We start from the raw sequence: 24,746 nt of genomic DNA on the forward strand, positions 1-24,746 counted from the left end.
AACGACCGGCCGGCCCCGGATCGCATGTTCGGATCCGTCGCGCGTGGCAGCGTCCCTGACCGGAGGGGAGGGCCTACAGCCGGTCGCGGATCAGGGCGGCAAGATCCTGGCCATCGTGCAGCACGCCCGCGATGCCGGCGGCCCGCGCCGCGGCGATGTCGCTGTCCTGGTCGCCGACCAGAAAGCTGCGCCCGGGGTCCACTGGCCAATGCCGCATCAGGTCAAGGATCATGCCCGGTCCGGGCTTGCGCCAGTCGCAGGCCGCGCGCCAGTGTGCGACGCGGGCTGCGGGATGGTGCGGGCAGTAACGGAAATCATCCACATGCGCCCCGGTCGCGGCCAGTTCGGACTGCATCCGGGCATGAAAGGCCCCGATCGCATCCGTGTCATACAGCCCATGGGCAACGCCGGCCTGATTGGTGACCACGAAGACGAACCACCCCCGGTCGTTGCACAGGCGCACCGCCTCGGGGGCGCCCGGCATCCAGATCAGATCCTCGGGCCGGTGGGTATAGCCCGCATCCCGGTTCAGCACGCCGTCGCGGTCGAAGAACACCGCGGGGCGGCGCAGCGGCAGCAGGCTCTGCGCCTCGGCATAGGCTTCGGGAACCCCGATGTCGATGAAGACCCCGTCGTGAAGTCGGCCGTGCAGCAGCCCCCCCGCGGCAAGCCGGGGCAGCAGGTCGCGTTCGAATGACGAGGAGCCGTCGGGCAGATGTTCCGCCGCCTGCCGGTCGATCACATAGACGCCGCCGTTGATCAGGCCGGGGCCCGGGCCTTCGGGCCGCTCGCGCATCCGCAGGATGCGGTCGCCCGCATCGCGTTCGATCACGCCAAAGCGCGCCGCATCTTCGACCTGGCGCAGCGCCATCGTGGCAAGCCCCCCGGTGCGGCGATGCGCGACGACAAGATCCAGAACATTGAAATCGAAGAATGAATCGCCGTTCGACATCACGAAGGTTCTGTCCAGCGCGCCCATGTGCATCGCAAGCCGCAGCGCCCCGCCCGTCCCAAGCGGTTCCGGCTCGGCCAGCACCGTCACCGTGGGGTCCGCGGCGAAATGGGCGGCGATGTCATCCGCCCGGTAGCCTGCCAGCAGCAGGAAGCGCCGCAGACCGAAGCGGCGCAAATGGGTCAGCAGATGGTCAAGGAACGGCCGCCCCGCCACCGGCAGCATCGGCTTGGGACACCCCGAGACCAGAGGCCCCAGCCGGGTTCCGAGACCGCCGACAAGAAGGACGCATTGCATGGGGCTCTCCGCAAGGTTCAGGCCAGGGCCGCCTCGACCAGTTCGCAGATCGCATGGCCCACGGCGATATGCATCTCCTGGATCCGCGGTGTCTCGTCCGCGGGCACCCGGATGGCGAGATCGGCCCCTTGCGCCAGCGGCCCGCCCGTCGCCCCGGTCAGTGCGATGGTGGAAAGCCCCATCCGGCGGGCGGCCTCGAAGGCTGCAATCACGTTGCGGCTTCGGCCGCTGGTCGACAACCCCACCAGCACGTCGCCCTTGCGCCCCAGGCCACGGATCTGGCGGGCGAAAACCTCGTCGAAGCCATAGTCGTTGCCGATCGCGGTCAGGGTCGAACTGTTCGTGGTCAGCGCATGGGCCGGCAGGGCCGCGCGCTCGGCCAGAAACCGGCCGAGGAATTCGGCCGCCAGATGCTGGGCGTCGGCAGCCGAGCCGCCATTGCCGCAGAAATGAACCGTATGCCCCGCCGCCAGCGCCGCCGTCACCATGGCGGCGGCCTGGTCCACCTCAGGGGCAAGGCCCGCGATCCGCGAGAAGCTGGCCACCTGGGCTGCCAGGATGTCGGCGGCGCATCGGGTCATGGTTCGACTCCGAACGGGCGAAAGCCCCCGGGGGAAACCATCCACCCCGTCGAGCCTCCGCTGGAAAAGGAACAGGGCCCGGCCTCGCCGCCAAATCCCCGCAGCGTTTCGATGACGGCGGCGCGATGCAGCGGATCGGCCAGCAGCATCATGAAGCCGCCCCCCCCCCCGCCCCCGAGATCTTGCCCGCCAGCGCCCCCGCCGCCAGCGCCGCGTCAAGCACCCGGTCGATCTCGGCCGAGCTGACCATCGCCGCGGTGGCCTTCTTGGCTTCCCAGCTGTGGCGCAGGATCGCCGCTACCGACGAGAGATCGGACCGAAGCAAGGCGGCCTTCATCTCAAGCGCATCGCGCTTCATCAGATGCAGTGCTTCGACCGCATCGGGCACATCGCCCGAGATCGCGGCGGTCTGCTTTTCGATGATGTCCGAGGAATAGCGCGACACGCCGGTGAAATACAGCAGCAGCAACGTCTCAAGCTCGTTGCGCACCACCTCGCGGATTGGCAGCGGATTGACGATCACATGCCCATCCGCGGCAAATTCCATGAAGTTCAACCCGCCAAAGGCCGCCGCATACTGGTCCTGCGCCCCCCCGGCCATGCCAAGGTCGATGCGCTCGATCCGGTAGGCCAGATGGGCCAGATCATATTCCCCCAGTGGCAGGCCAAGCCAGGCCCGGAAGGCTTCCAGCATGGCCACGACCAGGGCGGATGACGCCCCGAGCCCCGCCCCCCGCGGGCTGTCGATCGAGGTGATCAGCGTCAGCGGCAAGGGCCGGCCGCCGTTGTAATCCTGCACGATGCGGTTGTAGAGCCCACGGTGCAGCCGCAGCCCCTCGTCGCAGGGCAGAAACGGGGCGGCTTCGGTCTCTTCGCTTTCGCCCAGATCGTCGGCGATGAAATGAACCCGGCCGTCCCGCCGCGGGATCACCGTGGCATGGGCAAAGCGGTTGATCGTGACATTGAGACGCGAACGTGCTGTTCCCGTTCCGCATCAGGGACGTGCTCTTCACCTTTGCGCACGGGGGATGCATCGGCAGAACCCGGACGATCCTGGTCCGTCCGCAGCCTTTCCGGGCCAGGCTGTTGCTCGTCTCCGGCCCGATAATGCCGGCAGACGGCGTGAACCCCCTATTACCGGATCCTGAAAAGCCCCACGGGATCGACAATCCGGTGCCCCGACACGAAACGCACAGCCCCATGCGGGTGTCGGATGCAAGCGCCCGAACCATCATGACGCGGCTGCGAACTGCCAAGGGGCCCAGATCGATCCCCTCGCATGGCCAGAGCGGCGGCGCGCACAGGCGCGCATCAGGATCGTGCCGAAACGAGTTCCTGGCGCGCCACGCCCCTGGCTCTGCCAGGAGCGCAACGAATGGAAGGAAGATCTCCCGCGGCACGAACAACGCCGCCTCGGCGGATCCTGGGACGATCCGGATTTTCTTCGCCCGGATGACACCGTTCCGGCACCGGACTTTGCTCTCCAACGTGGCAGGCCGGGATGTGGAGTCTCCGGATTTTGGGTAAGCCGCTGGAAACGGCGGGTCGGACCATGCCGAAAGTTTCTCCTCCCGGAAATCTGGCACCCGGTCGTCCATGGTTCATGTCAATACTTCCGGTCCATCGACGGGCGGGATCACCATGAGGGGTCTGATACCGGAGGGGGCAGAAAAGTACGCTCTCATCCGCGGGTTGGTTACCGCCTGACCCTGTCCGATGCGGGCTTGCCTCTCTCTAAGAACGGATGTCTGTCCCAACGTACGTCGACGGCTCCCTGATCTTGGGCCGCCATCTCCAGCATGCTGCACAGGCGCGGCCTGCGGCGCCGTTCAGGCCGGCAGGGGCGTCTGGCGGGCGATGGCCCAGATGAAGTCCGCCAGCTCACGCGCGATGGCGGTCAGCACGCGGGGCAACGGCTTGCCCGTCCTCGAGAGGGCGCGGTAGCGCTGGCAGAGCCGGGTCTGCGCCTTCCAGGCGATGTCGCGATGTGCGACGGCAGTTGCTCGGCGCGCTTGAGGTGACGGTGCGCCTCCCGCGCAGGATGCGGGTAGGACCAGCTGGCCTCAGGTCGCGCATCGCCTCCTGTTCCTCGTCGGGCGTCCAGATCGGCGTCAACTCGCCCGCGCGCCACAGGTGGGCGAGCATCTCGGCATCGCGCCGGTCGGTCTTCACCCGGTTGCCGGCCCGCCGCGGAATGAGCGCCGGCGCCACGACGGCGCATTCGAAGCCGAGCTTCGTCAGCAGCCGGTGCAGGCCATAGCCGCAGGGGCCAGCTTCGTAGCAGAAGACCGGGTTCGATCCCGCCGCCTTCAGCCTCTTCGTCAGGCGCAGCACGGCGTCGGCTGTGTTCGGGATCACCCCGGAAAACCGGAGTTCTCCATCGCGGCCCTCATCTGCAGTGGCTACGGAGATCGTGTCGGCGTGGACATCCAGCCCGACGTAGGTTGTCTTCGTCATCAGCATTCTCCTTCGCAAACCGGTTCAGGTTCGCCAGGAAACCACGTGGCATGACTGCCGACACCGCTCATGGGGGCTAAGAGCGGGAGCTACCGTTTCGGCCCTTTGCGGACACAACGGGTGGCTTCTGATGCTGCGGCGGGCCCATCGATGAGGATAGTCAGTCGCTCGACTTCATTCTCTGGAGCCAAAGTTCCTGTCCATCGCGACGGGCGGACTTTGCCGAGGGGAGCAGCCTCCCGATCATGTCTGAACGAGGTGTCCATCGCGCAGGTGGATCAGGCGGTCGAAGCGGTCGAATATCTTTTCATCATGGGTCACGGTCACGATGCAGGCCTCCTGCTCGGCCGCCAGCTTGCGCAGCAGATCCATCACCAGTTGCGCCCGCTGGCTGTCCAGAGCGGCGGTCGGCTCATCTGCCAGGATGATCCTGGGCCGGTTCGCCAGCGCCCGCGCAATGGCCACCCGCTGCGCCTCCCCGCCCGACAGATGCGCCGGCTTTTCCCCGGCGCGATGGCCGACCTCGAGATAGTCCAGCAGTTCGCGCGCCCGGGCCTGGCCCATGGCCGCCGGCGCACCAGCCAGGTCCAGCACCAGTGCGACGTTTTCGCCGGCTGTCAGAAAGGGCAGCAGGTTGTGTGCCTGAAAGATGAAGCCGATCTTGTCCAGCCGCAGGCGCCGCAGATCGTCGCGCAGCCATCGCCCATCGAACACCGTCTCGCCGTCCAGTGCCAACTGTCCGGCCGTAGGGGCGAGGATGCAGCCGATGATGTTCAGCAGCGTCGTTTTGCCGGATCCTGACGGGCCCAGCAGCGCGATCACCTCTCCGGCCCGCACCTGCAGGTCCACCGAGCGCAGCGCATCGACACGGGTTTCGCCCGCGCCGTAATGCTTGGCCACGCCCTTCACGTCGATCAGGATGTCCCCCGGCGCCATCTCAGCCCCCCAGGGCGGTGGCCGGATCCACCTTCATGGCCGCGCGCACCCCAAGGCCCGAGGCAAGGAGGCAGACCACGAAGATGATCAGCGCCAGCATCATGGCATTGAACGGCTCCAGCAGCACGCGGCGGGGAAAGTTGTCCTTGACCAGCAGGATCAGCGTCAGCCCGATGCCCCAGCCGCTGAGGCCAAGGATCAGCGCCTGCTGGACGATCAGCCCCACGATGGTGCGGTCCGGTGCGCCGATCAGCTTCAGCGTGGCGATCTGCTTCAGCTTCTCCATGGTCATGGTATAGATGATCAGCGCGATTACCACGGCGCTGACGGTCAGCAGGATGCCAAGGAACAGCCCGATCTGCCGCCGCGCCTTGTCCACCACCGAGACGAGCAGGATGTCCTCCTGTTCGGCCTGGGTCAGGGCGGCAAGGTGCTTCCACTGGCGCACCGTGTCGGTCAGCAACGCCACATCGGCGCCCGGGGTCACCTGCGCCACCACCGCCGCTACCGAAGCGGTCTTGACCGGAACGGCCCCGCGCGCCGCCTGCACCCGCTCGGCCGCCGGGGCCAGCTCGGTCTGCAGGGCCAGCGCGTCGGCCAGTGTCACGAACACCGCCGCATCTCCGCCCGAGTTCATCATCCCCTCGACCAGCCCGACCACGGCAAAGCGGTTGCGGCCCAGCCGGATCGTGTCACCGGGCACAAGTCCGGTCTTGCGGTCGGCGACCAGTTCGAAATGGCTGGTGCCGATCCCGCGGCCCTGAACAATCCGCTGCGGCCCACCGGGGCGACCGGGTTGGTACCCGATTACATAGAGCCGCAGCGTGCGGCCGGCGTAGGGTGCCTCGACAGTCTGGTAGGTGATGGCACCCGCCGCGGCCACGCCGGGCATGCGGGCCACGGCGTCGCGGGTGTCGGCGGGGATGGCGGACGCCTCGGCGAACGGTCCCTGGGTATCGGCCTCGACCACCCAGACATCGACGGCAGGGGCGCGGACCACCGCCAGCGCATCCGCAACCAGTCCATTGTAGATGCCGATCATCGCCAGCACCACCGTCATCAGCAGCCCAAGGCCGAAGCAGGTCAGGACAAAGCGGAACAGGCCGTGACGAATATCCTTGATCGCAAGGTTCATGGTGTGGCCTCCATGGCGCGGCGGCCGATCCTGGCGCCTTTCGGAGGCTGCGCCACGATCTGCGCTCCGTCGGGCAGTCCGCCCGTCACCTCGATCCGGCCGCGGTCGTCGCGCGCGCCGAAGGTCACTTCGGCCCGAGCCAGCCGCCCGTCCTGCACGATCCAGACCGTCCCGCGAAAGCCGTCATAGCCCGAGACCGCCAGTTCCGGGACCATCAGGGCACGCTCGCGCGTTCCGGTCAGGATGCGGACCTCGGTCTGTTCGCCGAGATACATCGGCTGCGGACAGTCGTCGCAAACAAGCCAGACCCGGCGTTCCTCGTTTGCCCTGTCACTCTCCAGGCCGATGCGGGCGATGTTGCCGTGGAATTCCGACGCCGGCTGCGAACGCAGACGAATGCTGCCGGGCTGGCCCAGGGCCAGCTGGCCGGCGCGCTCTTCGTCGACATAGGCCTGGATCCAGACCGTCGCAGGGTCGATCAGGGTGAAGATCGGATCACCCGCCTTGACCACCGTGCCGGGCTCGACATGCCGGGCCACGACCACCGCATCATAGGGCGCCACGAGGCGGTGATGCGCAAGAAGCGTTTCTTCCAGCCGCAGTGCCGCGGCGGCATCCTCGCCTTGCGCGCGGATCACCGCCAGATCCGCCTCTGCCACCATCAGGTCGGCACGGGCCACGGCTTCGTCACGTCCGGCCTCTTCGGCACGCTGAACCGAGGCGACATCCCGCCTGGCAAGATCCTGCTGCCGCCCGTTTGCCGCCTCTCGCTGCGCCAGCATGGCGCGGGCGCGGATCACCGCCGCTTCGGCCCTGGTCCGTGCCGCGGCATTCGCCACGACCGCGGCCCTGGCGCGCGCGACACGAGCCTCCTGTTCGGCCGGATTCAGCGAGGCAAGATCCTGACCTTTCGTCACCCGGTCTCCGGCATCGGCCGAGAGCGAGATCATCGCCGCCCCCACTTCGAAGCCGACCCGGCTGAGCACGCGCGCCTCGACGGTGCCCAAGCCATAGATGCGCAACGGGACGTCGGTTTCCGGCCGCGCCACTGGCACCGGGATCGGCCGGTTGGTCAGCACCATGGTGCCCGCACCCAGGACCATCACCGCGACCACTCCCAGGATCCATGTCTTGCGCATCGTTCATGCCTCCCGCGTGGCCAGCAGCCGCAACTGCACGTCAAGCATCCGCAGCCCTTCATCCCGGATCGGGAAAGCGCGTGCCCCGAGCGTCCAACGGATCGCCACCCCCTGGACAAGCGACGTCAAGAGCATCGCTGCATCATCCGGCGCCACGTCGGTGCGCAGCGCCTTCTGCTGCTGGCCGGCGGCAATCTCGCGTCTCAGATGTCCATGAAAGGCCATCAGTCGGCCAGCGAAGGCCATGCGAAGCTCAGCGTTCTCCACGTTCAACTCACGTGAAAAAAGCAGCATGGGCAGCGCCGGCGTGGCTGCAATCCGCTCCAGCTGAGCGGCGATGACGGCCTTGATCCGGTCAACCGGAAGGCTGTGACCGGTCAACGCCGCATCCCAGGCCCGGGTCATGGCCTCGGCAACAGAAGCCGCCACGGCCTGCCACAGCGCCGCCTTCGTGGGAAAGTGCCGGAACAGCGCTGCCTGGGTAATGCCGATCTCGGCGGTCACGGCGCCGGTTGTCACGCGGTCAGGCCCGATCCGGTCGGCCAGGCTCAGGACGGTGTCCACGATCTCCGCTTTTCGCAGATCCGACGACTTTCGCATGCTTCAACCATAATAAGTAATCGCTCACTTACTGCACGGTGGCGGGTGAAGGTCAATCCTGTTCTGCACGGGAACAGGACCGATCACCGACGACATGAGCCCGCGGGGCCTCCGTCGCCACGCTCGATGCGTCGGCGCCGCAAGGCGGGGCGAGACATCCGCCATCCGGAATCGCGGAGCGCGCCACCACCTGCCGGAGGAGGGCGAATGGTCCCGCAGGCCCGAGTTTCGGCGCCTCGGCCATGATGCCGAGGATGCTGACGCCAGTCGCGCAGGCTTCGCGGCAGAAACCGATCGTCCGCCGGGTGCTGACGGCGTGGAGCAGGCCGTCGGTCAGAAGGATGCAGGCTCGATGCGGTGGACGCTCCAGCCACGGGGCCCACCGCGCCTTTGTTCGGTCGTTGAACGGACAGAGGTTGGGGAGCGGCGCGCCGCCATAGACCTTGGACATGATCCAGGTCTCCATGCCCAGCGGCTCAGACGCCTCCGCCATCACCTGGGCGAGGAGCACCGACTGGTCGCAGCCGTGGGGGCCGTGCCGGGAGGCCAGGCCGCAAAACTTAACGGTTTATTATGTCGCGTAAAATAGCGTCGCAGGAAGCCGTTGGAGCCAAGCAGATGAAATGCCGGCCCCCTGGCCGGCTCCTGAGGAATGCACATGTCCCTGCGCATCGTGGCCGAAGGGTCGGCCGAGACGCCGCACGCAGAAACCCGGCAAGGCGAAGTTCCCTTCGGCTTCGACGAGATCTTCTTCTCGCGCACCGACGGGCGCGGCGTCATCCAGGCTGGCAACTCCGTCTTTCGCCGCGTCTCCGGATACGAGGGGTCGCGGCTCATCGGCGCTCCGCACCGGATCGTGCGCCATCCCGTCATGCCCAAGGCAGCTTTCCACCTGCTCTGGGAGCGCCTGCAGGCGGGTCGGGCCACCGGCGTCTACGTCTGCAACCGCGCGCTCGATGGTCGTGCCTACTGGGTCTTCGCGGCCGTCGTTCCGATCCGGGACGGGTATTTGTCCGTGCGGATCAAGCCCAGCACGACATTCTTCGATCGCGCGAAGGCGCTCTATGCGGAGCTTCTGGCCGCCGAGGCCGACGGACTCGCGCCCGCGGACGGGGCGGCGCGACTGAGGGCGCGGCTCGTGGCGGACGGATACTCCGGCTACAAGTCGTTTCAGGCGCAGGCTCTTGCGGCCGAGGTGACGGCGCGGGCGGGACAGACCTCCGGCTATGCACCCGATGTCGATCAGGCCGTGCGGGCGACGGAGGCCGCGGACGGCATCGAGGCGGAACTCACCGCGATGAGCGCCATCTTCCGCCGGGCGCTCCTCATCACGACGAACCTTCGAATCGTGGCCTCACAGATCGGAACCCGCGGCCGTGCCCTCGGCGCGATCGCAGACAACTACGCGCTGTTGTCCAACGAGATGATCCGGTGGATCAACCAGCGCATGGAGAATGCAAGCGGGCGTGCCTGTGGCATTGCGGGATCGGTGAGCGAGGATCTGTTCCTCAAGAGCGCCACGGCACTTCTCGACGAGATGTCGGACAATTACGCGAGGGACGACGAGGCCGGCCTCGGCGACCCGGAGGCCGAGCGTCTCCGGCTCTCGGAGGCGGCGGCACAATACCGGGTGCGTGCAGAGGCCTATCACGAGCGCGCACTGCGGGACGTTGCCGACCTTGAGGTTCATCTCGCCCAGATGCGCCACCACGTCAGCGCTCTCGACGCCATCCGCATGCAGTGCCGTGTGGAGGGCGCACATACGCGCGCGAACGACGGTGCCCTCGGGCAGATCGTCGGTCAACTCGACACCTTTCAGGACGAACTCGGCGAGCACCTCTCGCAGACGATGGCCCATGGGCGCCAGATCCAGGGTTCAGGCGTGGAAGCCCGCCACGTCTGGCCGAGGGCCGACGTTCCATGACCTCGGTCGGCACCACGAAGCCGTGCCGGTTCTCCATCAAGATATGCCCCATGAGGCACAGCACCGCGCCGGCCCCGGGAGACTTCTTGTTGAGCTGCGCCTCCGGATCCGTGACCGAGGCGAGGGTGGCGTTGGAACGCTTCTTGCCCCGGAAGCCGATCTCGGAATTTCGGGTTCGGGGTTCCTGCGGGGACATCGGGGCGGTCGGACTTGATCTCGGCGGGTTCAGCGCTGGCGGGGGCAGAGGGGCTGGCGGATCGTCGGGACCGTCGCCGGGCTCTGCCGCCTTCTCCGGCTTCGGCTGAAAGCTCTTCATCGACGCACAGGCTTTGATGAGCGTGCCGTCGACCGAGAAGTGCTCGTCCGACAGGAGCGGCGCGATCTCGCGATGGGCGGGTATGGCGGACAGGAACGTCCGCGCGATGTCCGTCGTCAGCAGCCGGTCGTGGTTCTTGCTGAACGCGGTCGGGACCCACACGGCATCATCGATGGGGCGCAGGGCCGGCGCCAATGGCGCAAGGTCCATCTGGCCATGGATGCCGCCACTTCCGACAGGCCCACGCTCTCGAGCGCGCGGGCGAGCAGGTAGTGCGAGACGGAATATTCCACCAGATTCACCGGCCGCCCCGCGATTTCGGCCAACCGTGTCGCCGGTGTGGGTGCGAAATCCTCAAGGCCAGTAAGGCGAGCCACGTCATTCTGGCGATGCCGTGATGCTTCGGAAAAGGACGAACCCCGTGAACTTTCGCCTGAACTCCCTGCGCGCGGCGCTCGCCGCGACCCTTGCCGCGGCGCTTCTGGCCGCCCCCGCCCGTGCGGGCGAGACGCTGGCCGCCGTCGCCGCCAATTTCACCGAGCCCGCGGCCGAGCTCGCCGCGGCCTTCACCGCGGCCACCGGCCACACCGTCACCTTCAGCTTCGGCCCCGCGGGGCAGTTCTACACCCAGATCGCGCAGGGCGCCCCGTTCGAGGTGTTTCTCTCGGCCGATCAGGCGCGCCCGGAGAAGGCCGAGGCCGAGGGGTTCGCCGTTCCCGGCACCCGCTTCACCTATGCGATCGGCACGCTCGTGTTGTGGAGCGCCGACCCCGCGCTGATCGACGGCACCGAGGCGGTGCTGCGCCGCCCCGACCTCGCCCATGTCGCCATCGCCGATCCCGCCGCCGCCCCCTACGGCGCCGCCGCGGTCGAGACGATGCAGGCGCTGGGGCTGTACGACAGCCTCGAGCCGAAACTGGTGACCGGCAAGAGCATCAGTCAGGCGCATCAGTTCGTGGCTACCGGAAATGCGCCCGTGGGGTTTGTCGCCCTCAGCCAGGTGATTGCGGAGGACAAGGGCTCGCGCTGGCTGGTGCCGCCCGAGCTTCACGCCCCGATCCGGCAGGATGCCGTGTTGCTGAAGACGGGCGAGACGAGCGAGGCCGCCCGCGCCTTTCTTGACTTCCTGCGGACGCCCGAGGCGCGCGCGATCATCGAACGCTACGGCTACGCACTCGAGGACTGACCCATGACGGAGACAGCACCGCTGTTCGACGCGGCCATGATCGAGACGATCTGGCTCACGCTGAAGCTGGCCGTGATCTCGACGGCGGTGCTGCTGCTGGTCGGCACGCCGCTGGCCTGGTGGCTGTCGCGGGCCGGCGGTCTCTGGAAGGAGATCGTGGCCACCCTCGTGGCCCTCCCCATCGTGCTGCCGCCCACCGTGCTCGGCTTCTACCTGCTGATCGCGATGGGGCCGGCCTCGCCGCTGACCGCGCTGCTGGGGCGCAAGCTGTCCTTCACCTTCGAGGGGCTGGTGGTGGGATCGGTGATCTACTCGCTGCCCTTCGTGGTCAACCCGATCCGCAACGCCTTCGAGGCGATGGGGTCGCGCCCGATGGAGGTGGCGGCGACGCTGCGGGCCTCGCCGCTCGATGCCTTCTTCACCGTGGCGCTGCCGCTGGCGCTGCCGGGGATCTTCACCGGGGCGATCCTCGGCTTTGCCCATACGGTGGGCGAGTTCGGCGTGGTGCTGATGATCGGCGGCGGCATTCCGGGCCAGACCAAGGTGCTGTCGGTGCAGATCTTCGACTATGTCGAGACGCTGCAATGTCCAACGAGATGATCCGGTGGATCAACCAGCGCATGGAGAATGCAAGCGGGCGTGCCTGTGGCATTGCGGGATCGGTGAGCGAGGATCTGTTCCTCAAGAGCGCCACGGCACTTCTCGACGAGATGTCGGACAATTACGCGAGGGACGACGAGGCCGGCCTCGGCGACCCGGAGGCCGAGCGTCTCCGGCTCTCGGAGGCGGCGGCACAATACCGGGTGCGTGCAGAGGCCTATCACGAGCGCGCACTGCCCCAGCCGGACGAACCAGCGGTGTCAATCGGCCCTTTGACAGCGGGGTTGGGTCAAGCCTGTTTTTCTGTCCGTGCCGGTGGCATGGTTCTTTCCGAGGTCATGACCTCATGCTGATGTCCGGGCCGGGCACCTCAACGTTTCGAACGACGTCCGCTGGGCGTCAGCCTATTGAACGATGTCACCGCGACACCGTCCCGGTGGGACATCACAGGCCCGGTATCAGCTCCGCGATCTCAGCGGCCGCTCACGCGGCGGTCTTCGCGGTCTCCCATTCAAAGACGGTGCCGTCGGTCCAGATGCAGTGCAGGATGACGGCCAGCTTTCGGGCGACCGCGACCTGCGCCTTCTTCGTGCCCACCCGCTTCGCGAGGCGGACGCCGCACGCAGGTCAAAGGCTCTGCGGGCCATCACCCGGACGGATCGCGACCTGAAGCAGGCCGACGGGAAAAGGACTATTCCTGCGCCTCATCCCGGTACTTCCTGACGATCTTTCCCAGAATGACCAGGACTTCATCCCGGAAGCCCCGGCGCAAATCTGCCTCGAGCTCCCGGTCTACCCTCGTCAACAGGCCCGAGGCCGCGAGGATGGAAAGGGCGGTGCATCCGGAATTGTGAAGAGCCAGATACTTCGCCCGCTCGACCGGCCGGTCGTGAAACCACTTCAGGGCAAGCTGTCCCGGAACCGGCATCCGGTACAGGACGTAGTGGGCGAAGGACTGCCTCTCCCATTCCAGGTTTCGGACATGAAGCAGGATCCGGCGCGCGCGAGCAATGGCCGGGCGACCATGTTCCTCGAGCCAGGACGGAACATCCCCCCCCTCCACGGGGGAAGGCACCGACCGGATCACGCAACCGGACAAGGATGTGACGCGGGAGCCTTCGGTTGCCTCGGTCGTGAAGGCCGGGATACAGTCAACGCCCTGGTCCATGTTCAGCTTCCGCTCCCCGAAACCGCGGCGCGGCGCTGCCCCGGGATGTGCGGCGATTGCTTCGGAAAGAAGACCATGTCCATGCAACTTTACCATCCATCCCGGGTGGTTGACGGGTTCGGACGAGACTCGCACCGGTAGTGCGAATCCAGAAGCGCGCAAAAGCGGCGCCAGATGATCTTAGGATGCCTCAAGCTGGCGTTCTGCAACAACGCCCCCTGCGCGCCACCCGGCACTTCGGCCGAGCGCTCTGGAAACGATGGACAGGATACCACGCCCGCAGCCGGATCGAGGCGAAGATGCGATGCCTCAAGGCCTTCGGCGAACGCATCATGGCGCGGGACCCCGACCGCCAGACCGCAGAAATCCACATCCGCGTCGCGCTCATCAACCGCTTCAACGCCCTCGGCACCGCCGAGATCGTCCGCGTCGCCTGACGTCCGGGGGGAAAGGGGGCGCTATGCCTCAAGCTGGCGTTCTGCAACAACGCCCGGCGCACCGGCAAAGCCGGAAATGGCCCATGCCTTTTGCACGCCGGTCCTGACACGGCAGGCCGGGCAGGCAGCGGGGGTCAGGCGGTTTCCCGCCTTCAGTGCTTGCTCTTGGCCGCGATCCAGTCCATCGCCGCCAGCAGCACGCCCGAGACCACGAAGGTCAGGTGAATGATGACCAGCCAGCGCAGATGCGGTTCGGAAAACGCGCTCTCGATGCCCGGCTCACCGATCTCCATGAACCGTTTGAGCAGATGAATCCCCGAGATCGCCACGATCGAGGCGATCAGTTTCAGCTTCAGCCCCGAGAAATTCACCGTGCCCATCCATTCCGGCCGCTCGGCGCCGTCGTCGATATCCATCTTCGAGACGAAGGATTCATAGCCCGAGAACAGCACGATCAGCAGCAGGTTCCCCGCCAGCGTCAGGTCCACCAGCGTCAGCACCGCCAGGATCGCATCCTCGGAGGACATGGTGAAGGTCTGGGGCGCATAGTAAAGCACCTCGCGGGCGAAGACGACGACCAGCATCGCCAGCGACACGACCAGCCCCAGATACATCGGTGCCATCAACCAGCGCGACGCGAACAGCCCGCGTTCGAAGTTCCGTTCCACCATGCGTTTTCCCGTCATCCCGCACCTGTTCCCTTGTCCCTGCGACGGCCCCCACTTGGGCGTGCGGGGGCCGGCTGTCAACGGTCGCCCTGCCGGTGCAGCAGCGCCGCAGGCATCCGCGACACCAGCAGTTTGTCGATGCGGCGCCCGTCAAGGTCGAGCACCTCGATCTTCCAGCCGCTGAGGCGGAAGCTGTCGCCCACCACCGGGATCCGCCCCAGCGTCTCGAGCACGAGACCGGCCGCCGTGGCATGATCGCGCGGCTCGGGCAGGCGCAGCGACAAAAGCTCGGCGAATTCGTCCACCGGCATCCAGCCCGCGACCAGCATCGAGCCGTCGGACCGTGTCACCACGACGGGTTCTTCCGTCACCTCGCCGCCAAAGGCGCCGGTGATGATCTCAAGCAGGTCAAGCGGGGTGACGATCCCCTCGAAGGTGCCATATTCGTCATAGACCAGCACCATGTGCGAGGGCGTGGCCCGCAACCTTTCGATCACCTCGATCGCGCCCTGATTCTCGTGGACCACCGGCGCGTCCTGCACCAGAGCGCGCAGGTCGAAGCCTTCGTCGGCCGGTGCATTGGCGATGTCGCGGGCCGCGACCACGCCGATGATGTCGTCGGGGCCACCGTCGCGCACCGGCAGGCGCGACCGGCGCGAGGCGCCAAGAAGGCGCATCGCCTCGGGGCGGGTGCTGTCGGCATCCAGCACCTCGACCTCGTGACGCGGGGTCATCAGGCCGCGCGCGGTGCGGTCGGCCATCCGCATCACCCCCGAGATCATCCGGCTTTCCGACGCATGCATCGCCCCCGAGGCTTCGGCCTCGGAAACCAGTAGGCGCACCTCGTCGTCGGTCACCGTCCGGGTGGTCGCGCCGCCCTGCCCCAGCAGGCGCAACACCCCCCGCCCCGAGCGGTCGAGCAGCCAGACCAGCGGCGCCGCCACCGTCGCGATCGCGCGCATGATCGGCGCGACCCGGCAGGCGACCCGTTCGGGGGCGCGCAGGGCGATCTGCTTCGGCACCAGTTCGCCCACGATCAGCGACAGATAGGTGATGGCCACGACGACAACGCCCACACCCAGCGACTGGGCCAGCGCCACGGGCAGCCCGGCCCCGGCAAGGCTGGCCGCCAGCCGGCTGCCCAGCGTGGCCCCCGAAAAGGCCCCCGACAGCACACCCACCAGCGTGATGCCGATCTGCACGCTGGACAGGAACCGGCCCGGCTCGGCGGCCAGCCTGATCGCGGTGGCGGCCCCCGGCACATGCTGGTCGGCCAGCAGTTTCAGTCGCGCCGGCCGGGCCGAGACGATGGCCAGTTCCGACATGGCCAGCAGGCCGTTGATCAGGGTCAGAAGCAGGACGATGGCAATTTCAATATACATGGGTCTGTTTTGCCCGTTTGGCGGTGGCATGTCCATTATCCGGGCGGGGCGTGCCGGTTTCGCATCCGGCGGACGGAAGGACGCAGGCCCTTCCCCCCGGCGCCGGGATCGGCCAGAACCGTTGCGGCGCCCGGACCCTGCGTCCGACAGCAAAGGGATCCGGTTCATGACGTTGCAAGCCCTCTGGCGTGGCGATCTTCCCCTTGGTCAGGCGTTCTGGAGCCATGCGATCCTGTATTCCGGTCTGGCCAGCCTGACCGCGACCGTCACGGCGTTTGCGCTGATCGCAGCCGAAGCCCCGACGGCCCTTGCGGCCACGGTCTATTTCCTGCCGACCCCCTATATCCTTGTGACGCTTGTCGGCGTCTGGCGCAGCGCGGCCCGCGACCCCGGCCCCGAGGCCCGTGCCCTTGCGGCCAAACTGGCGGCCCTGCTGTGGGCCGTCGCGATGATCCTGATCTGACGGCGGGCGGCGGCCCTGTGGCTGGCCCCCGGCACTTATTGGCGCCGCCGCGCCCCGGCCTTGCTACCGGGGCGCGCGGGTTTGCAGAACGGCAAGGGCGGCGATCGCCGCGATCACCAGGGCTTCGCCGCCATCCTCAGCCCAGGCAAGAATCAGTCTGAGTGGCCAGTAGGTGACAGCCGAATGCAGCATGTCGACCACGACGGCAAAGAAGACAAGCATCCCGAACAGCAGACCGTACAGGATGAAGATCGCGCCGTCCCGGGCCGTCATCCCCTTCAGCCCCCAGCCCAGAAGCGGCAGCATCCCAAGCCCCGCCAGCCCCCAGGCCAGCAACTCGCCCAGATCCTGATTGCGCAGCCCGCCCCAGGGTTGCAGATCAAGCGCCCCCACCAGAAGCGCGCCGACAGTCTCGTGATAGCTGAACGCATCGTCCAGCAGCACGAAGCCGAACAGGACCGACAGGACCAGAAACGCCCGCAGGCCGGTTCGCCGGAACAGCAGCCCGGTCAGAACCGAGGCCAGAAGCGTCTGGCCATACATGAGGATTTCGGGCACCGAGCGGTCCAGGCCCAGCGAAAACCAATTCAGCCCAAGGTCATGGACACCAAGACGATGCAGGATGTCCATCGCGACGGCAATCGCGATGCAACGATGCCCCGAAAAGGGCGGCGGTCGCCTGCCTCGCCCGAAGGTCGTGGTGCAGAACGCCGACGACGATACGGAATTCGCGATCCAAGGCAAAACGCAGGACCCCGGCAGGCCTGTGCAGACTCCGAGATTGAAATATCATGGCGACCGTCGCAAAACTGAAATGGCAAAAGAATATCCTGGGCCAAGGTATCACCGACCCGGCTGATCGCAAGGTGCGATCCTGGCCTGTCTTTACATATCCATATCCGCCCGGTGCGTGTCAGGCGGGCTGCGATGGAAGATCCTGCCCGGGCTGCCCGGGGCGCAGGATGCGGCCCCCGGATGCCCGGGTCAGGCGCCGGCCACCAGCGGATGATCCAGCGCGGTCAGGATGCCGCGCAGCTCGGCCAAGCCACGCAGGCGGCCGATGGCAGGATAGCCGGGCTGCACCTTGCGGCCCAGATCGTCAAGAATGTCCTGCCCGTGATCGGGCCGCATCGGGATCGCACAATCGGCCCGCCCCGCAGCCTTGCGCCGGCCTTCCTCTTTCAGGACAGCGGCGATCATCGCCACCATGTCGGTGTCACCTTCCAGATGCATCGCCTCGTAGAACGAGTTGCGGATCTCGGTGCCTTCCAGCGCCACATGGCGCAGATGCAGGAAATGCACGCGCGCGCCCAGCCACTCCATCATGCCGGGCAGGTCGTTGTCGGGCCGCGCGCCCGGACTGCCGGAACATTTCGACGAAACCGGGGCCCCGCCCCCGCACTGACAAAGCCGCGCGGAAACCACATCCCTGGCCCCGCCCCCCTGGATGCCCGACAAGGGCCCGTTGATCCAGGCGTCGAAGCCTCCGCACCGGACCATCGCCACGACCTGGCCGTTTCATTCTGGCCCAAATATCCCACGGGGGGAGACCCGCCCCGGGGGCGGGTCCGGGGGGCGTGAAGCCCCCCGCCGCGGCAGGCCTCGCAAACCGCCCCCTCCCGCTGGCGATCCATCAGAAATCCAGCCCCAGATCCAGCGTCCGCGCCGAATGGGTCAGCGCCCCGGACGAGATGTAATCCACCCCGGTCGCCGCCACTTCGGCGATGCGCGAAAGGCCCATGTTGCCCGAGGCTTCGGTCACCAGCCGCCCTGCCACCATCCGCACCGCCTCGGTCAGCGTGGCCGTATCCATGTTGTCGAGCAACACGACATCGGCGCCGCCCTGATCCAACACCTCGGCCAGCTGGTCCAGCCGGTCCACCTCGATCTCGATCCGCATCATGTGCGAGGCCGCGGCCCGCGCCGCCGCAAGCGCGGGGCGGATGCCGCCCGCCGCGGCGATATGGTTGTCCTTGATCAGCATCGCGTCGCTCAGCCCGAAGCGGTGGCTGAAGCCGCCGCCATGCAGCACCGCCAGCTTTTCGACGATGCGCAGGCCGGGCGTGGTCTTGCGGGTGCAGGTGATGCGGGTGGCGGTGCCCGCCGTTTCGGCCACGAAGCCCGCCGTCAGCGTGGCGATGCCCGACAGCCGGCCGGCGAAGTTCAACGCCACCCGCTCGGCCGACAGGATCGCGGCGGCGTCCCCTTCGATTTCCATCAGCACCTCGCCGGCGATGCAGCGGCTGCCGTCGGGGCGGTGCAGGCTCACGCGCAAGGCGGGGTCCACCAGTCGGAAGGCCAGCGCCGCCACTTGCATCCCCGAGACCACACCCGCCTCGCGCGCCGCCAGACGCGCGCGGCAGGTGGTGCCCGCGGGGATCACCGCGCGGGTGGTGACATCGCCCCAGGGGCCAAGATCCTCGGCCAGCGCGGCCCGGACCAGGGGTTCAAGCAGAAGATCGGGAAACGGGGTCATGGGTCACCTTCACAGACTGTCGCGGAGCGCCAGCGCCTCGGCCAGCGTCAGGCGCGAACGGGTGGCCGCGCCGGGATCGGGAAAATCCTCGCGGAAATGGCCGCCGCGAGAGTCCCGCCGCAGCAACGCCGCCGCCGCGATCAGCGTGGCGGCGGCGGTCATGTTCAGGAAGGCGGGCGTGGGGTGGGCCTGCTCCAGCGCGGCGATGGCGCGCAGCGCGGTTGTCAGCCCTTCGGCGCTGCGCAACACGCCGACATGATCCGACATCAGCCGGCGCAGCGCCGCCACCGCCGCGGGATCGACAGGCCGGCCCCCCGGCGGCAGGGTCAGCGCCACCGGCGCCACCTTCCGCACCGCCCCCAGCCCGCCCGCGATGTCGGCCGCCGCCCGGCGGGCATAGACCAGCGCCTCAAGCAGCCCGTTCGAGGCCAGCCGGTTCGCGCCATGCAGGCCCGTGGCGCTGGCCTCGCCCACCACCCACAGGCCGGGAAGGCTGGACCGGCCCGGCCCCGTCACCTCGACCCCGCCCATATGGTAATGCGCGGCCGCCGTGACCGGGATCGGCCCGGTCACCGGATCGATGCCGGCGCGACGACAGGCCGAGGCGACCTCGGGGAAGTGCGCATCGATCGCCGCCCCCAGACAGGCGCGGGTATCGAGCGCCGGCCGCAGCCCCGCCCGCTCGGCGGCAAAGACCGCGCGGGCCACCACGTCGCGGGGGGCAAGTTCGGCATCGGGGTGCAGCGCGACCATGAAACGGCGGCCGTCGCGGTCGATCAGAGCCGCGCCCTCGCCGCGCAGCGCCTCGGTCGCCAGCGGCGCCGGGTCTTCGCCGGTGGCAATGGCGGTGGGGTGGAACTGCACGAATTCGGCATCCGCCACCACCGCACCGGCCCGCGCGGCCATCCCCAGCGCCTGCCCCCGGACCCGGGCCGGGTTGGTGGTCTGCGCATAAAGCCCCGCCGCGCCGCCGCCCGCCAGCAGGACGGCCGTCCCGCGCAGCGTGACCGGACCGCTGTGGCCGTCGGCAGCGGTCACCGTGACGCCGATGACCCGCCCCGCCTCGACCGCAAGCCCGGTGGCCGCAACGCCTTCCAGCACCTGGATCGAGGGCGTCCGCCGCACCTCGGCCACCAGGGTCGCCATGATCTCGCGCCCGGCCTGATCGCCCTTCACCCGCACCACGCGCGGCCGCGAATGCGCCGCCTCGCGCGACAGCACATAGCCGCCCTGCGCATCGCGGTCGAAGGGCGCGCCGCGGCCGGTCAGGTCCAGTATATGGTCCCGCGCCTCGGCGGTGACCGAGGCCGCCACCGCCTCGACCACGGTGCCCGCGCCCGCGCGCACCGTGTCGGCGGCATGATCGGCCGGGCTGTCGCCGGGGCCCATCGCGGCGGCGATGCCGCCCTGCGCCCAGGCGGAGCTTGCCCCCTCGCCCAGCGGTTCGGGTGAGATCACCAGCACCGGCTGCGGCACCAGATGCAGCGCCGCGTAAAGCCCGGCGATGCCGGCGCCGACGACGATCACCCGGCCGGTATCGATCGCCTGCCCGGTCCCCGGCGCCTCAGCCGCGGCTGACATCGATCATCCGCTGCACGGCCCGCCGGGCGCCTTCGGCCAGATCGGGCGCCACCTCGACCGCGCCGGTCATGGTGTGAAGGCTGTAAAGCACCTTCTCGAGTGTGATCATCTTCATGTAGGGGCAGAGGTTGCAGGGCTTGGCGAACTCCACATCCGGCAGCGCATCGGCGATGTTCGAGGCCATGGAACATTCCGTCACCAACAGCGCCTTGGCCGGGCGGTGGGTGGTCACCCAGTCGATGATCCCCCCGGTCGAGCCGGTGTAATCCGCCTCGGCCACCACCTCGGGCGGGCATTCGGGATGGGCAATGATCGCCACGCCCGGATCAAGGCGGCGGTAGTCGCGCAGCTCGCCCGCAGTGTATTGTTCATGGACGATGCAGGCGCCTTCCCACCAGACGATGCGCTTGTTGGTCTGCGCCGCGGTGTTGCGGGCCAGATACTGGTCGGGCGTCATGATGACGGTATCGCTTTCCATCGCCTCGACGATCTTCACCGCGTTCGACGAGGTGCAGCAGATGTCCGACGCCGCCTTCACCTCGGCGGTGGTGTTGACATAGCTGACCACCGGCGCGCCCGGATAGCGCGCCCGCATCGTCGCCACATCCGCCGCGGTGATCGAGGACGCCAGCGAACAGCCCGCCCCCATGTCGGGCATCAGCACGGTCTTTCCGGGGTTCAGCACCTTCGAGGTCTCGGCCATGAAATGCACGCCGCATTGCACGATCACTTCGGCCGCGACTTCGGTGGCCCTGATCGCCAGTTGCAGGCTGTCGCCCACATGGTCGGCGATCCCGTGGAAGATCTCGGGCGTCATGTAGTTGTGCGCCAAGACCACCGCGTTGCGTTCGGCCTTCAGGCGGTTGATCTCGATGACATAGGGCGCAAACCGCGCCCAGTCGGCAAAGGGCACGACGCGGGCCATGCGGGCATGGATGTCGCGGGTGGCTTCCGCCTTGGCCAGCGACGGCGCAAGATCATAGGCAGCATCAAGGACGGCGCGCAGGTCGGTCGGGTCGGGCATGGCGGAACGCTCGCGGGACACGGGGGGATTGGGCCGGCGCTGGCTACAGGAGAACCCCGACCGGAGCAACCGTCCCCCCGCCCCCGGGCCTTTCGCCGCGCTGCGGCAAATCGGTGCCGCCCGCGCCGGGGCGCATCAGGCATGACCTGTCGCGACTGGGACGATGCGACCGGCGCTGCCCGGACGGGGCCTTATCCCGCCGCGTCCAGCGGCCAGTCCATCACCCGTATCGGCCGCGGCTTCAGCACCCGGATCGCGGCCGGGGGACGGCCGCCGGCGAAAAACACCCCGTCATCCAGCACTTGCCGCACCAGATCGGCGCCGACCTCGGGTTCGTCGCGGGAATAGGCATAGACCAGCGCGAAATCGCACAACTGGTTCACCAGCCGCGGGATGCCGCCCGTCGCGGCCTGGATCGCCTCGACCGCGGCATGCTGGAACACCGGCCGTTCGGCCCCCGCCACCGCCATCCGATGCGCGACGTAATCCTGGATGGTCCGCCCATCCAGCGCGGGCAGGTGATAGCTGGCCGAAACCCTCTGGGCGAACTGCACCAGATCGGGGCGGCGGATGGTGTCGCGCAACTCGGGCTGGCCCACCAGCACCAGTTGCACAAGCTCGTCCTTGCCCGAGTTGATGTTGGTCAGCATCCGCAATTCTTCCAGCGACTCGCGGCTGAGGTTCTGCGCCTCGTCGAAGATCAGGATGGTGCGGCGGCCCTCGGCATAGCGTTCGATCAGGAAGGCCTGGAACCGGGCGAACAGCGCGACATAATCCGCCCCCTGCGGCGCGGTCTCGCCAAAGGCCATCAGCACCCAGCGCAACAGCTCGCCCCGGTCGCCCTGCGCATTCGAGACCAGCCCCACCACCACATCATCCCCCAGCGATGCCAGCAGGTGCTGTATCAGCGTGGTCTTGCCCGCCCCCACCTCGCCGGTGATCAGCGTGATCGGCGCGCGGGTCAGGATGCCGTAATCCAGCATGGCGAAGGCGGCGCGGTGCGGGGCGGACCAGAACAGGAAGGCCGGATCGGGCACCAGCGAGAACGGCCGTTCGCGAAGACCGAAGAAGCCGGTGTAGATGTCCAGAGCGGTGCGCATGTTCCATCCCCTGCAAGGCTTGACCTTGCTGGGCCGGGAATCGGGCCATTGTTGGGCCAATGGCAGGGATTTTCATGAAAAACCGGCCACCTGAGGGGCGGGCATGACCGGGCTTCGACCGGGCGGCACCGGCGCGGACGATGGGATCGGGCAGGGGTCAGACGGGGCAGGGGTCAGATCGGGCGTGACAGCTCGTCAAGCAACGCCCTCGCCTGGGTGCGGTGGTCAAAGCGCGTCAGCGCCGTCCGGCGCGCGGCCGCGCCGATCCGCTGGCAAAGCGCGGGATCTTCCGCCAGACGGCGCAGGGCCGCGGCGAGCGCCGCCTCGTCCTGCTGCGGGACAAGGATGCCGTCCACGCCATCCTCGATCATGTCGGGGGTGCCGCCGATCACCGAGGCGATCACCGGCAAGCCGGTCGCCATCGCCTCCATCACCGTCACCGGCGCGGCCTCGCCCGCGCCGAACGAGGTCAGCGCCAGCACATCGGCCGATTGCAGCAAGGCCAGAACCTGCGCCTCGGACTGTGTGCCCAGAAGGTGCACCTCGTTCTCCAGCCCCAACCGTGCGATGCGTGCTTCGATGGCCAGACGCTCTGGCCCCTCGCCGGCGATACGGTAGCGAAAGGGGATGCCCGCGGCCTTCAGCCGGGCCAGCGCCTCAAGCAGATGGACATGGCCCTTGGTGCGGTTCAGCCGCGCCACCGTCACGACATCAAGCGGCGCCCCCGGCGGGCGGATGCGTCCGCCTTCGGGCGGGCAGAACCGCTCGACGTCGACCCCCATCCAGATCACCGGGGCGCGGATATGCGGATCAAGGCCCGCGATCTGCGCAGCCAGGGGCCGCGTCACCACGCTGACAAAGCGCGCCCGCGCCATCTTGGCCCGATGGTCGGCACCATAGACCGGAAGATCGCCGTGCAGCGTCAGGCTGTAGGGCAGACGGTCCAGAATATGCGCCAAGGCCCCCAGATGCGCGGCATTGGCGCAGGAATGGATATGGACATGGCAATAGCCCTTTCGCCGGCAGGCCAACCCCAGCGCCGAGGCCGACCCGATCAAGCCCAGAAGTTTCAACCGCTGGCGCAGCGGGGTTTCCGACAGCCCCAGCACATAGGCCCCCGCCCGCAGCACCCGCAAAGGCCGCAGCGCCAGCCGGGCCACCACGCGCAGCCCGGGCGGGAACAGATAGCGCGTGCGCACCACGGCAAGGGGGGCGAAGTCATGCGGACAGGCATCGGGGGCGGGCCTTCGGGTCGAAAACAGACCCACCCGTGCTCCGGCCTCTTCAAGGGCGCGGATCTCGCGCCAGAAGAAGGCATGGGTCTGGCCGGGAAATTCGGGGACCAGATAGGCGATCGCTTTCGGCGTCTGGGTCATGGAGCGCACCCGCGAAACAAGGACGATATCATCATAACGACACCACACGGGAAGGCGAGACGAGAACGCCAAGTGCCCGCCACTGGCGCAATTTCAGGCGACAGGACCATGCAGAAGGCCGCGCCGGGGCATCGGTTCCCCCGGAAGGCGGTCCGAAATATGGTGCGGCCCGGTTTTGGTGTTATGAAGAACGGATGGGACAGGACGCAGGAGGCCTTCTTGTCGATCGCGAATTTCATCGGCACTCATCTGCTGCCCTTCACCAATCCACGGGTGGTCTGCCCGCCGGGGCGGGTGGTCTGCGCAGGCCGGCCCAACATCGTCGTGACCACGCCGATGCGAAGCGGCACCCATATCCTGATCGATCTGATCCTCAACAACATGCCCGCCTATCGGCGCAGCCCGCTTTACATCGACCTCGACCAGTGCGCGAAGCAGGAAGGCCCCGAAAACGATCTTGTGGGACGGATCACACCCGAGGCGGGCTATGTGATCAAGACCCACATGCCGATCAATACGCCCGCAGGGATGGCCGATGATCCCCGGATCCTGCGGATCCTTGAAACCGCGGGTGCCATCCTGACAGTTCGGCGCAGCCGCGACAGCGTCTGCCGGTCGCTTGCGCGCTGGCACGGTTTGCAGCCCGACGAGGCCTTGGCCATCTACGGCCCAAGCTACGACCGCTTCTGGGAGTTCTGGGCCGACCGGGGGACGATCGGGATCGACTTCGACGACCTGTTCCGGCCGGACCGGATGGCGGCCGTTCTTGACGATCTTTGCGCCCGGGTGGGGGTGCGGCGGGCGCAGACCCTGGTGCCGCCGCCGTCGGGGTCGAACCGGGCGGCGCTTCATGCCCGCAAGGCGATCACCCGGCTTGCAGGGCGCCACGCCCCGCGCATCGACACCACGATCCACACGCTGAAGGGCTGATCCCGCCCCCGCCGAAAG

At 68.0% G+C, this 24,746-nt stretch carries 26 protein-coding genes and 4 pseudogenes; 8 read left to right on the plus strand and 22 right to left on the minus strand.

Features of this window, described 5'->3' with window-relative positions:
* Positions 1-73: 73 nt before the first annotated feature.
* The 10 genes and pseudogenes from CRO07_RS16250 to CRO07_RS16290 all read right to left on the minus strand — a co-directional run bounded on the left by CRO07_RS16250 (position 74) and on the right by CRO07_RS16290 (position 8,608).
* Positions 74-1,249, minus strand: coding sequence for an HAD-IIIA family hydrolase (locus CRO07_RS16250; protein ID WP_097031711.1), 1,176 nt, complete (start codon positions 1,247-1,249; stop codon positions 74-76).
* Positions 1,250-1,266: 17 nt separating this feature from the next.
* Positions 1,267-1,830, minus strand: coding sequence for a D-sedoheptulose-7-phosphate isomerase (locus CRO07_RS16255; RefSeq protein WP_097031712.1), 564 nt, complete (start codon positions 1,828-1,830; stop codon positions 1,267-1,269).
* Positions 1,827-1,982 carry a hypothetical protein gene (locus tag CRO07_RS18800; protein WP_176504609.1) on the minus strand — a complete coding sequence of 52 codons (156 nt, stop codon included), beginning with the start codon at positions 1,980-1,982 and terminating at the stop codon, positions 1,827-1,829. Before CRO07_RS18800 ends, CRO07_RS16255 begins: the two co-directional genes overlap by 4 nt.
* Entirely contained in the window at positions 1,979-2,761 is a 783-nt protein-coding gene (locus CRO07_RS16260; protein WP_097031713.1) for a GHMP family kinase ATP-binding protein, read from the minus strand. Before CRO07_RS16260 ends, CRO07_RS18800 begins: the two co-directional genes overlap by 4 nt.
* A gap of 898 nt (positions 2,762-3,659) precedes the next feature.
* Positions 3,660-4,287: pseudogene (locus tag CRO07_RS16265) on the minus strand (IS110 family transposase).
* 243 nt (positions 4,288-4,530) lie between these two features.
* Positions 4,531-5,223 carry an ABC transporter ATP-binding protein gene (locus CRO07_RS16270; RefSeq protein WP_097031714.1) on the minus strand — a complete coding sequence of 231 codons (693 nt, stop codon included), beginning with the start codon at positions 5,221-5,223 and terminating at the stop codon, positions 4,531-4,533.
* Position 5,224: 1 nt separating this feature from the next.
* Positions 5,225-6,358 (minus strand): ABC transporter permease, encoded by a 1,134-nt coding sequence (locus CRO07_RS16275; protein WP_097031715.1) that lies wholly within the window; start codon positions 6,356-6,358, stop codon positions 5,225-5,227.
* Positions 6,355-7,497: an efflux RND transporter periplasmic adaptor subunit gene (locus tag CRO07_RS16280; protein WP_097031716.1), complete on the minus strand. Its 1,143-nt coding sequence runs from the start codon at positions 7,495-7,497 to the stop codon at positions 6,355-6,357. Before CRO07_RS16280 ends, CRO07_RS16275 begins: the two co-directional genes overlap by 4 nt.
* A gap of 3 nt (positions 7,498-7,500) precedes the next feature.
* Positions 7,501-8,097, minus strand: a complete 597-nt coding sequence (locus CRO07_RS16285) for a TetR/AcrR family transcriptional regulator (RefSeq protein ID WP_097031717.1) — start codon at positions 8,095-8,097, stop codon at positions 7,501-7,503.
* Positions 8,098-8,149: 52 nt separating this feature from the next.
* On the minus strand, positions 8,150-8,608 hold the full coding sequence (locus CRO07_RS16290; protein WP_097031718.1) for a hypothetical protein: 459 nt from the start codon (positions 8,606-8,608) through the stop codon (positions 8,150-8,152).
* 147 nt (positions 8,609-8,755) lie between these two features.
* On the opposite strand from CRO07_RS16290, the gene CRO07_RS16295 reads away from it, so the two are divergent.
* Positions 8,756-10,021, plus strand: coding sequence for a PAS domain S-box protein (locus tag CRO07_RS16295; RefSeq protein WP_141400091.1), 1,266 nt, complete (start codon positions 8,756-8,758; stop codon positions 10,019-10,021).
* Here CRO07_RS16295 and CRO07_RS16300 read toward each other — a convergent pair.
* Positions 9,963-10,511 (minus strand): annotated as a pseudogene (locus tag CRO07_RS16300) (IS5/IS1182 family transposase); the annotation flags it as partial. The gene CRO07_RS16295 and the pseudogene CRO07_RS16300 overlap by 59 nt on opposite strands.
* 247 nt (positions 10,512-10,758) lie before the next feature.
* On the opposite strand from CRO07_RS16300, the gene modA reads away from it, so the two are divergent.
* Genes modA through CRO07_RS18805 form a run of 3 tightly spaced genes read left to right on the plus strand, consistent with a single transcriptional unit; the run spans position 10,759 to position 12,476 of the window.
* Entirely contained in the window at positions 10,759-11,523 is a 765-nt protein-coding gene (gene modA / locus CRO07_RS16310; RefSeq protein WP_176504610.1) for a molybdate ABC transporter substrate-binding protein, read from the plus strand.
* 3 nt (positions 11,524-11,526) lie between these two features.
* A complete protein-coding gene (gene modB / locus CRO07_RS16315; RefSeq protein WP_235841065.1) occupies positions 11,527-12,123 on the plus strand; it encodes a molybdate ABC transporter permease subunit in 597 nt (198 codons plus the stop codon).
* Positions 12,108-12,476: a hypothetical protein gene (locus CRO07_RS18805; RefSeq protein ID WP_176504611.1), complete on the plus strand. Its 369-nt coding sequence runs from the start codon at positions 12,108-12,110 to the stop codon at positions 12,474-12,476. Before modB ends, CRO07_RS18805 begins: the two co-directional genes overlap by 16 nt.
* Positions 12,477-12,606: 130 nt before the next feature.
* On the opposite strand, the pseudogene CRO07_RS19220 reads toward CRO07_RS18805, so the two are convergent.
* Both CRO07_RS19220 and CRO07_RS16330 read right to left on the minus strand, forming a co-directional pair.
* Positions 12,607-12,741: pseudogene (locus CRO07_RS19220) on the minus strand (IS110 family transposase); the annotation flags it as partial.
* 73 nt (positions 12,742-12,814) lie between these two features.
* Positions 12,815-13,291: a hypothetical protein gene (locus CRO07_RS16330; protein WP_097031721.1), complete on the minus strand. Its 477-nt coding sequence runs from the start codon at positions 13,289-13,291 to the stop codon at positions 12,815-12,817.
* A gap of 140 nt (positions 13,292-13,431) precedes the next feature.
* Here CRO07_RS16330 and CRO07_RS16335 point away from each other — a divergent pair, with 140 nt between their 5' ends.
* The gene (locus CRO07_RS16335) at positions 13,432-13,728 is read left to right on the plus strand and encodes a hypothetical protein (protein WP_328589357.1); all 297 of its coding nucleotides are present in this window, start codon (positions 13,432-13,434) and stop codon (positions 13,726-13,728) included.
* Between the two features lie 152 nt (positions 13,729-13,880).
* Here CRO07_RS16335 and CRO07_RS16340 read toward each other — a convergent pair whose 3' ends face one another.
* Positions 13,881-14,414, minus strand: coding sequence for a TIGR00645 family protein (locus CRO07_RS16340; protein WP_097031722.1), 534 nt, complete (start codon positions 14,412-14,414; stop codon positions 13,881-13,883).
* A 59-nt stretch (positions 14,415-14,473) separates the two neighbouring features.
* Positions 14,474-15,778, minus strand: coding sequence for a hemolysin family protein (locus tag CRO07_RS16345; RefSeq protein WP_097031723.1), 1,305 nt, complete (start codon positions 15,776-15,778; stop codon positions 14,474-14,476).
* A 166-nt stretch (positions 15,779-15,944) separates the two neighbouring features.
* On the opposite strand from CRO07_RS16345, the gene CRO07_RS16350 reads away from it, so the two are divergent.
* On the plus strand, positions 15,945-16,241 hold the full coding sequence (locus CRO07_RS16350) for a hypothetical protein (RefSeq protein WP_097031724.1): 297 nt from the start codon (positions 15,945-15,947) through the stop codon (positions 16,239-16,241).
* Positions 16,242-16,304: 63 nt separating this feature from the next.
* On the opposite strand, the gene CRO07_RS16355 is transcribed toward CRO07_RS16350, so the two are convergent.
* Complete coding sequence (locus CRO07_RS16355) at positions 16,305-16,871, minus strand: hypothetical protein (protein ID WP_097031725.1); 567 nt, start codon at positions 16,869-16,871, stop codon at positions 16,305-16,307.
* On the opposite strand from CRO07_RS16355, the gene CRO07_RS18500 reads away from it, so the two are divergent.
* Entirely contained in the window at positions 16,864-17,100 is a 237-nt protein-coding gene (locus CRO07_RS18500; RefSeq protein WP_141400092.1) for a hypothetical protein, read from the plus strand. The two genes, CRO07_RS16355 and CRO07_RS18500, sit on opposite strands and share 8 nt — an antisense overlap.
* A 125-nt stretch (positions 17,101-17,225) precedes the next feature.
* Here the strand turns inward: CRO07_RS18500 and CRO07_RS16360 are convergent.
* From CRO07_RS16360 to epsE, 6 genes and pseudogenes are all read right to left on the minus strand, one after another.
* A pseudogene (locus tag CRO07_RS16360) lies at positions 17,226-17,612 on the minus strand (mannonate dehydratase); the annotation flags it as partial.
* A 262-nt stretch (positions 17,613-17,874) separates the two neighbouring features.
* Positions 17,875-18,717, minus strand: a complete 843-nt coding sequence (nadC, locus tag CRO07_RS16365; RefSeq protein ID WP_097031727.1) for a carboxylating nicotinate-nucleotide diphosphorylase — start codon at positions 18,715-18,717, stop codon at positions 17,875-17,877.
* Positions 18,718-18,726: 9 nt separating this feature from the next.
* The gene (locus CRO07_RS16370) at positions 18,727-20,298 is read right to left on the minus strand and encodes an L-aspartate oxidase (protein ID WP_097031728.1); all 1,572 of its coding nucleotides are present in this window, start codon (positions 20,296-20,298) and stop codon (positions 18,727-18,729) included.
* Positions 20,282-21,322, minus strand: coding sequence for a quinolinate synthase NadA (gene nadA, locus CRO07_RS16375; RefSeq protein ID WP_097031729.1), 1,041 nt, complete (start codon positions 21,320-21,322; stop codon positions 20,282-20,284). The genes CRO07_RS16370 and nadA overlap by 17 nt, the downstream gene beginning before the upstream one ends.
* Positions 21,323-21,513: 191 nt before the next feature.
* Positions 21,514-22,422 (minus strand): ExeA family protein, encoded by a 909-nt coding sequence (locus CRO07_RS16380; protein ID WP_097031730.1) that lies wholly within the window; start codon positions 22,420-22,422, stop codon positions 21,514-21,516.
* Positions 22,423-22,595: 173 nt separating this feature from the next.
* Positions 22,596-23,798: an exopolysaccharide biosynthesis GT4 family glycosyltransferase EpsE gene (epsE, locus tag CRO07_RS16385; protein ID WP_097031731.1), complete on the minus strand. Its 1,203-nt coding sequence runs from the start codon at positions 23,796-23,798 to the stop codon at positions 22,596-22,598.
* A 219-nt stretch (positions 23,799-24,017) separates the two neighbouring features.
* Between epsE and CRO07_RS16390 the strand changes: the two genes are divergently transcribed.
* Positions 24,018-24,728 carry a hypothetical protein gene (locus tag CRO07_RS16390; protein WP_141400093.1) on the plus strand — a complete coding sequence of 237 codons (711 nt, stop codon included), beginning with the start codon at positions 24,018-24,020 and terminating at the stop codon, positions 24,726-24,728.
* Positions 24,729-24,746 lie beyond the last annotated feature (18 nt).

This window comes from Cereibacter ovatus (assembly GCF_900207575.1).
In the GTDB taxonomy this organism is placed as follows: domain Bacteria; phylum Pseudomonadota; class Alphaproteobacteria; order Rhodobacterales; family Rhodobacteraceae; genus Cereibacter_A; species Cereibacter_A ovatus.

Excerpts from the sequence above, each read along its gene's own strand:
- CRO07_RS16250 (WP_097031711.1), bottom strand. The coding sequence starts at position 1,249 with ATGCAATGCGTCCTTCTTGTCGGCGGTCTCGGAACCCGGCTGGGGCCT.
- CRO07_RS16255 (WP_097031712.1), bottom strand. The coding sequence starts at position 1,830 with ATGACCCGATGCGCCGCCGACATCCTGGCAGCCCAGGTGGCCAGCTTC.
- CRO07_RS18800 (WP_176504609.1), bottom strand. The coding sequence starts at position 1,982 with ATGATGCTGCTGGCCGATCCGCTGCATCGCGCCGCCGTCATCGAAACG.
- CRO07_RS16270 (WP_097031714.1), bottom strand. The coding sequence starts at position 5,223 with ATGGCGCCGGGGGACATCCTGATCGACGTGAAGGGCGTGGCCAAGCAT.
- CRO07_RS16275 (WP_097031715.1), bottom strand. The coding sequence starts at position 6,358 with ATGAACCTTGCGATCAAGGATATTCGTCACGGCCTGTTCCGCTTTGTC.
- CRO07_RS16280 (WP_097031716.1), bottom strand. The coding sequence starts at position 7,497 with ATGCGCAAGACATGGATCCTGGGAGTGGTCGCGGTGATGGTCCTGGGT.
- CRO07_RS16285 (WP_097031717.1), bottom strand. The coding sequence starts at position 8,097 with ATGCGAAAGTCGTCGGATCTGCGAAAAGCGGAGATCGTGGACACCGTC.
- CRO07_RS16295 (WP_141400091.1), top strand. The coding sequence starts at position 8,756 with ATGTCCCTGCGCATCGTGGCCGAAGGGTCGGCCGAGACGCCGCACGCA.
- modB (WP_235841065.1), top strand. The coding sequence starts at position 11,527 with ATGACGGAGACAGCACCGCTGTTCGACGCGGCCATGATCGAGACGATC.
- CRO07_RS18805 (WP_176504611.1), top strand. The coding sequence starts at position 12,108 with ATGTCCAACGAGATGATCCGGTGGATCAACCAGCGCATGGAGAATGCA.
- CRO07_RS16330 (WP_097031721.1), bottom strand. The coding sequence starts at position 13,291 with ATGGACCAGGGCGTTGACTGTATCCCGGCCTTCACGACCGAGGCAACC.
- CRO07_RS16340 (WP_097031722.1), bottom strand. The coding sequence starts at position 14,414 with ATGACGGGAAAACGCATGGTGGAACGGAACTTCGAACGCGGGCTGTTC.
- CRO07_RS16345 (WP_097031723.1), bottom strand. The coding sequence starts at position 15,778 with ATGTATATTGAAATTGCCATCGTCCTGCTTCTGACCCTGATCAACGGC.
- CRO07_RS16350 (WP_097031724.1), top strand. The coding sequence starts at position 15,945 with ATGACGTTGCAAGCCCTCTGGCGTGGCGATCTTCCCCTTGGTCAGGCG.
- CRO07_RS18500 (WP_141400092.1), top strand. The coding sequence starts at position 16,864 with ATGTCCATCGCGACGGCAATCGCGATGCAACGATGCCCCGAAAAGGGC.
- CRO07_RS16355 (WP_097031725.1), bottom strand. The coding sequence starts at position 16,871 with ATGGACATCCTGCATCGTCTTGGTGTCCATGACCTTGGGCTGAATTGG.
- nadC (WP_097031727.1), bottom strand. The coding sequence starts at position 18,717 with ATGACCCCGTTTCCCGATCTTCTGCTTGAACCCCTGGTCCGGGCCGCG.
- CRO07_RS16370 (WP_097031728.1), bottom strand. The coding sequence starts at position 20,298 with ATGTCAGCCGCGGCTGAGGCGCCGGGGACCGGGCAGGCGATCGATACC.
- nadA (WP_097031729.1), bottom strand. The coding sequence starts at position 21,322 with ATGCCCGACCCGACCGACCTGCGCGCCGTCCTTGATGCTGCCTATGAT.
- CRO07_RS16380 (WP_097031730.1), bottom strand. The coding sequence starts at position 22,422 with ATGCGCACCGCTCTGGACATCTACACCGGCTTCTTCGGTCTTCGCGAA.
- epsE (WP_097031731.1), bottom strand. The coding sequence starts at position 23,798 with ATGACCCAGACGCCGAAAGCGATCGCCTATCTGGTCCCCGAATTTCCC.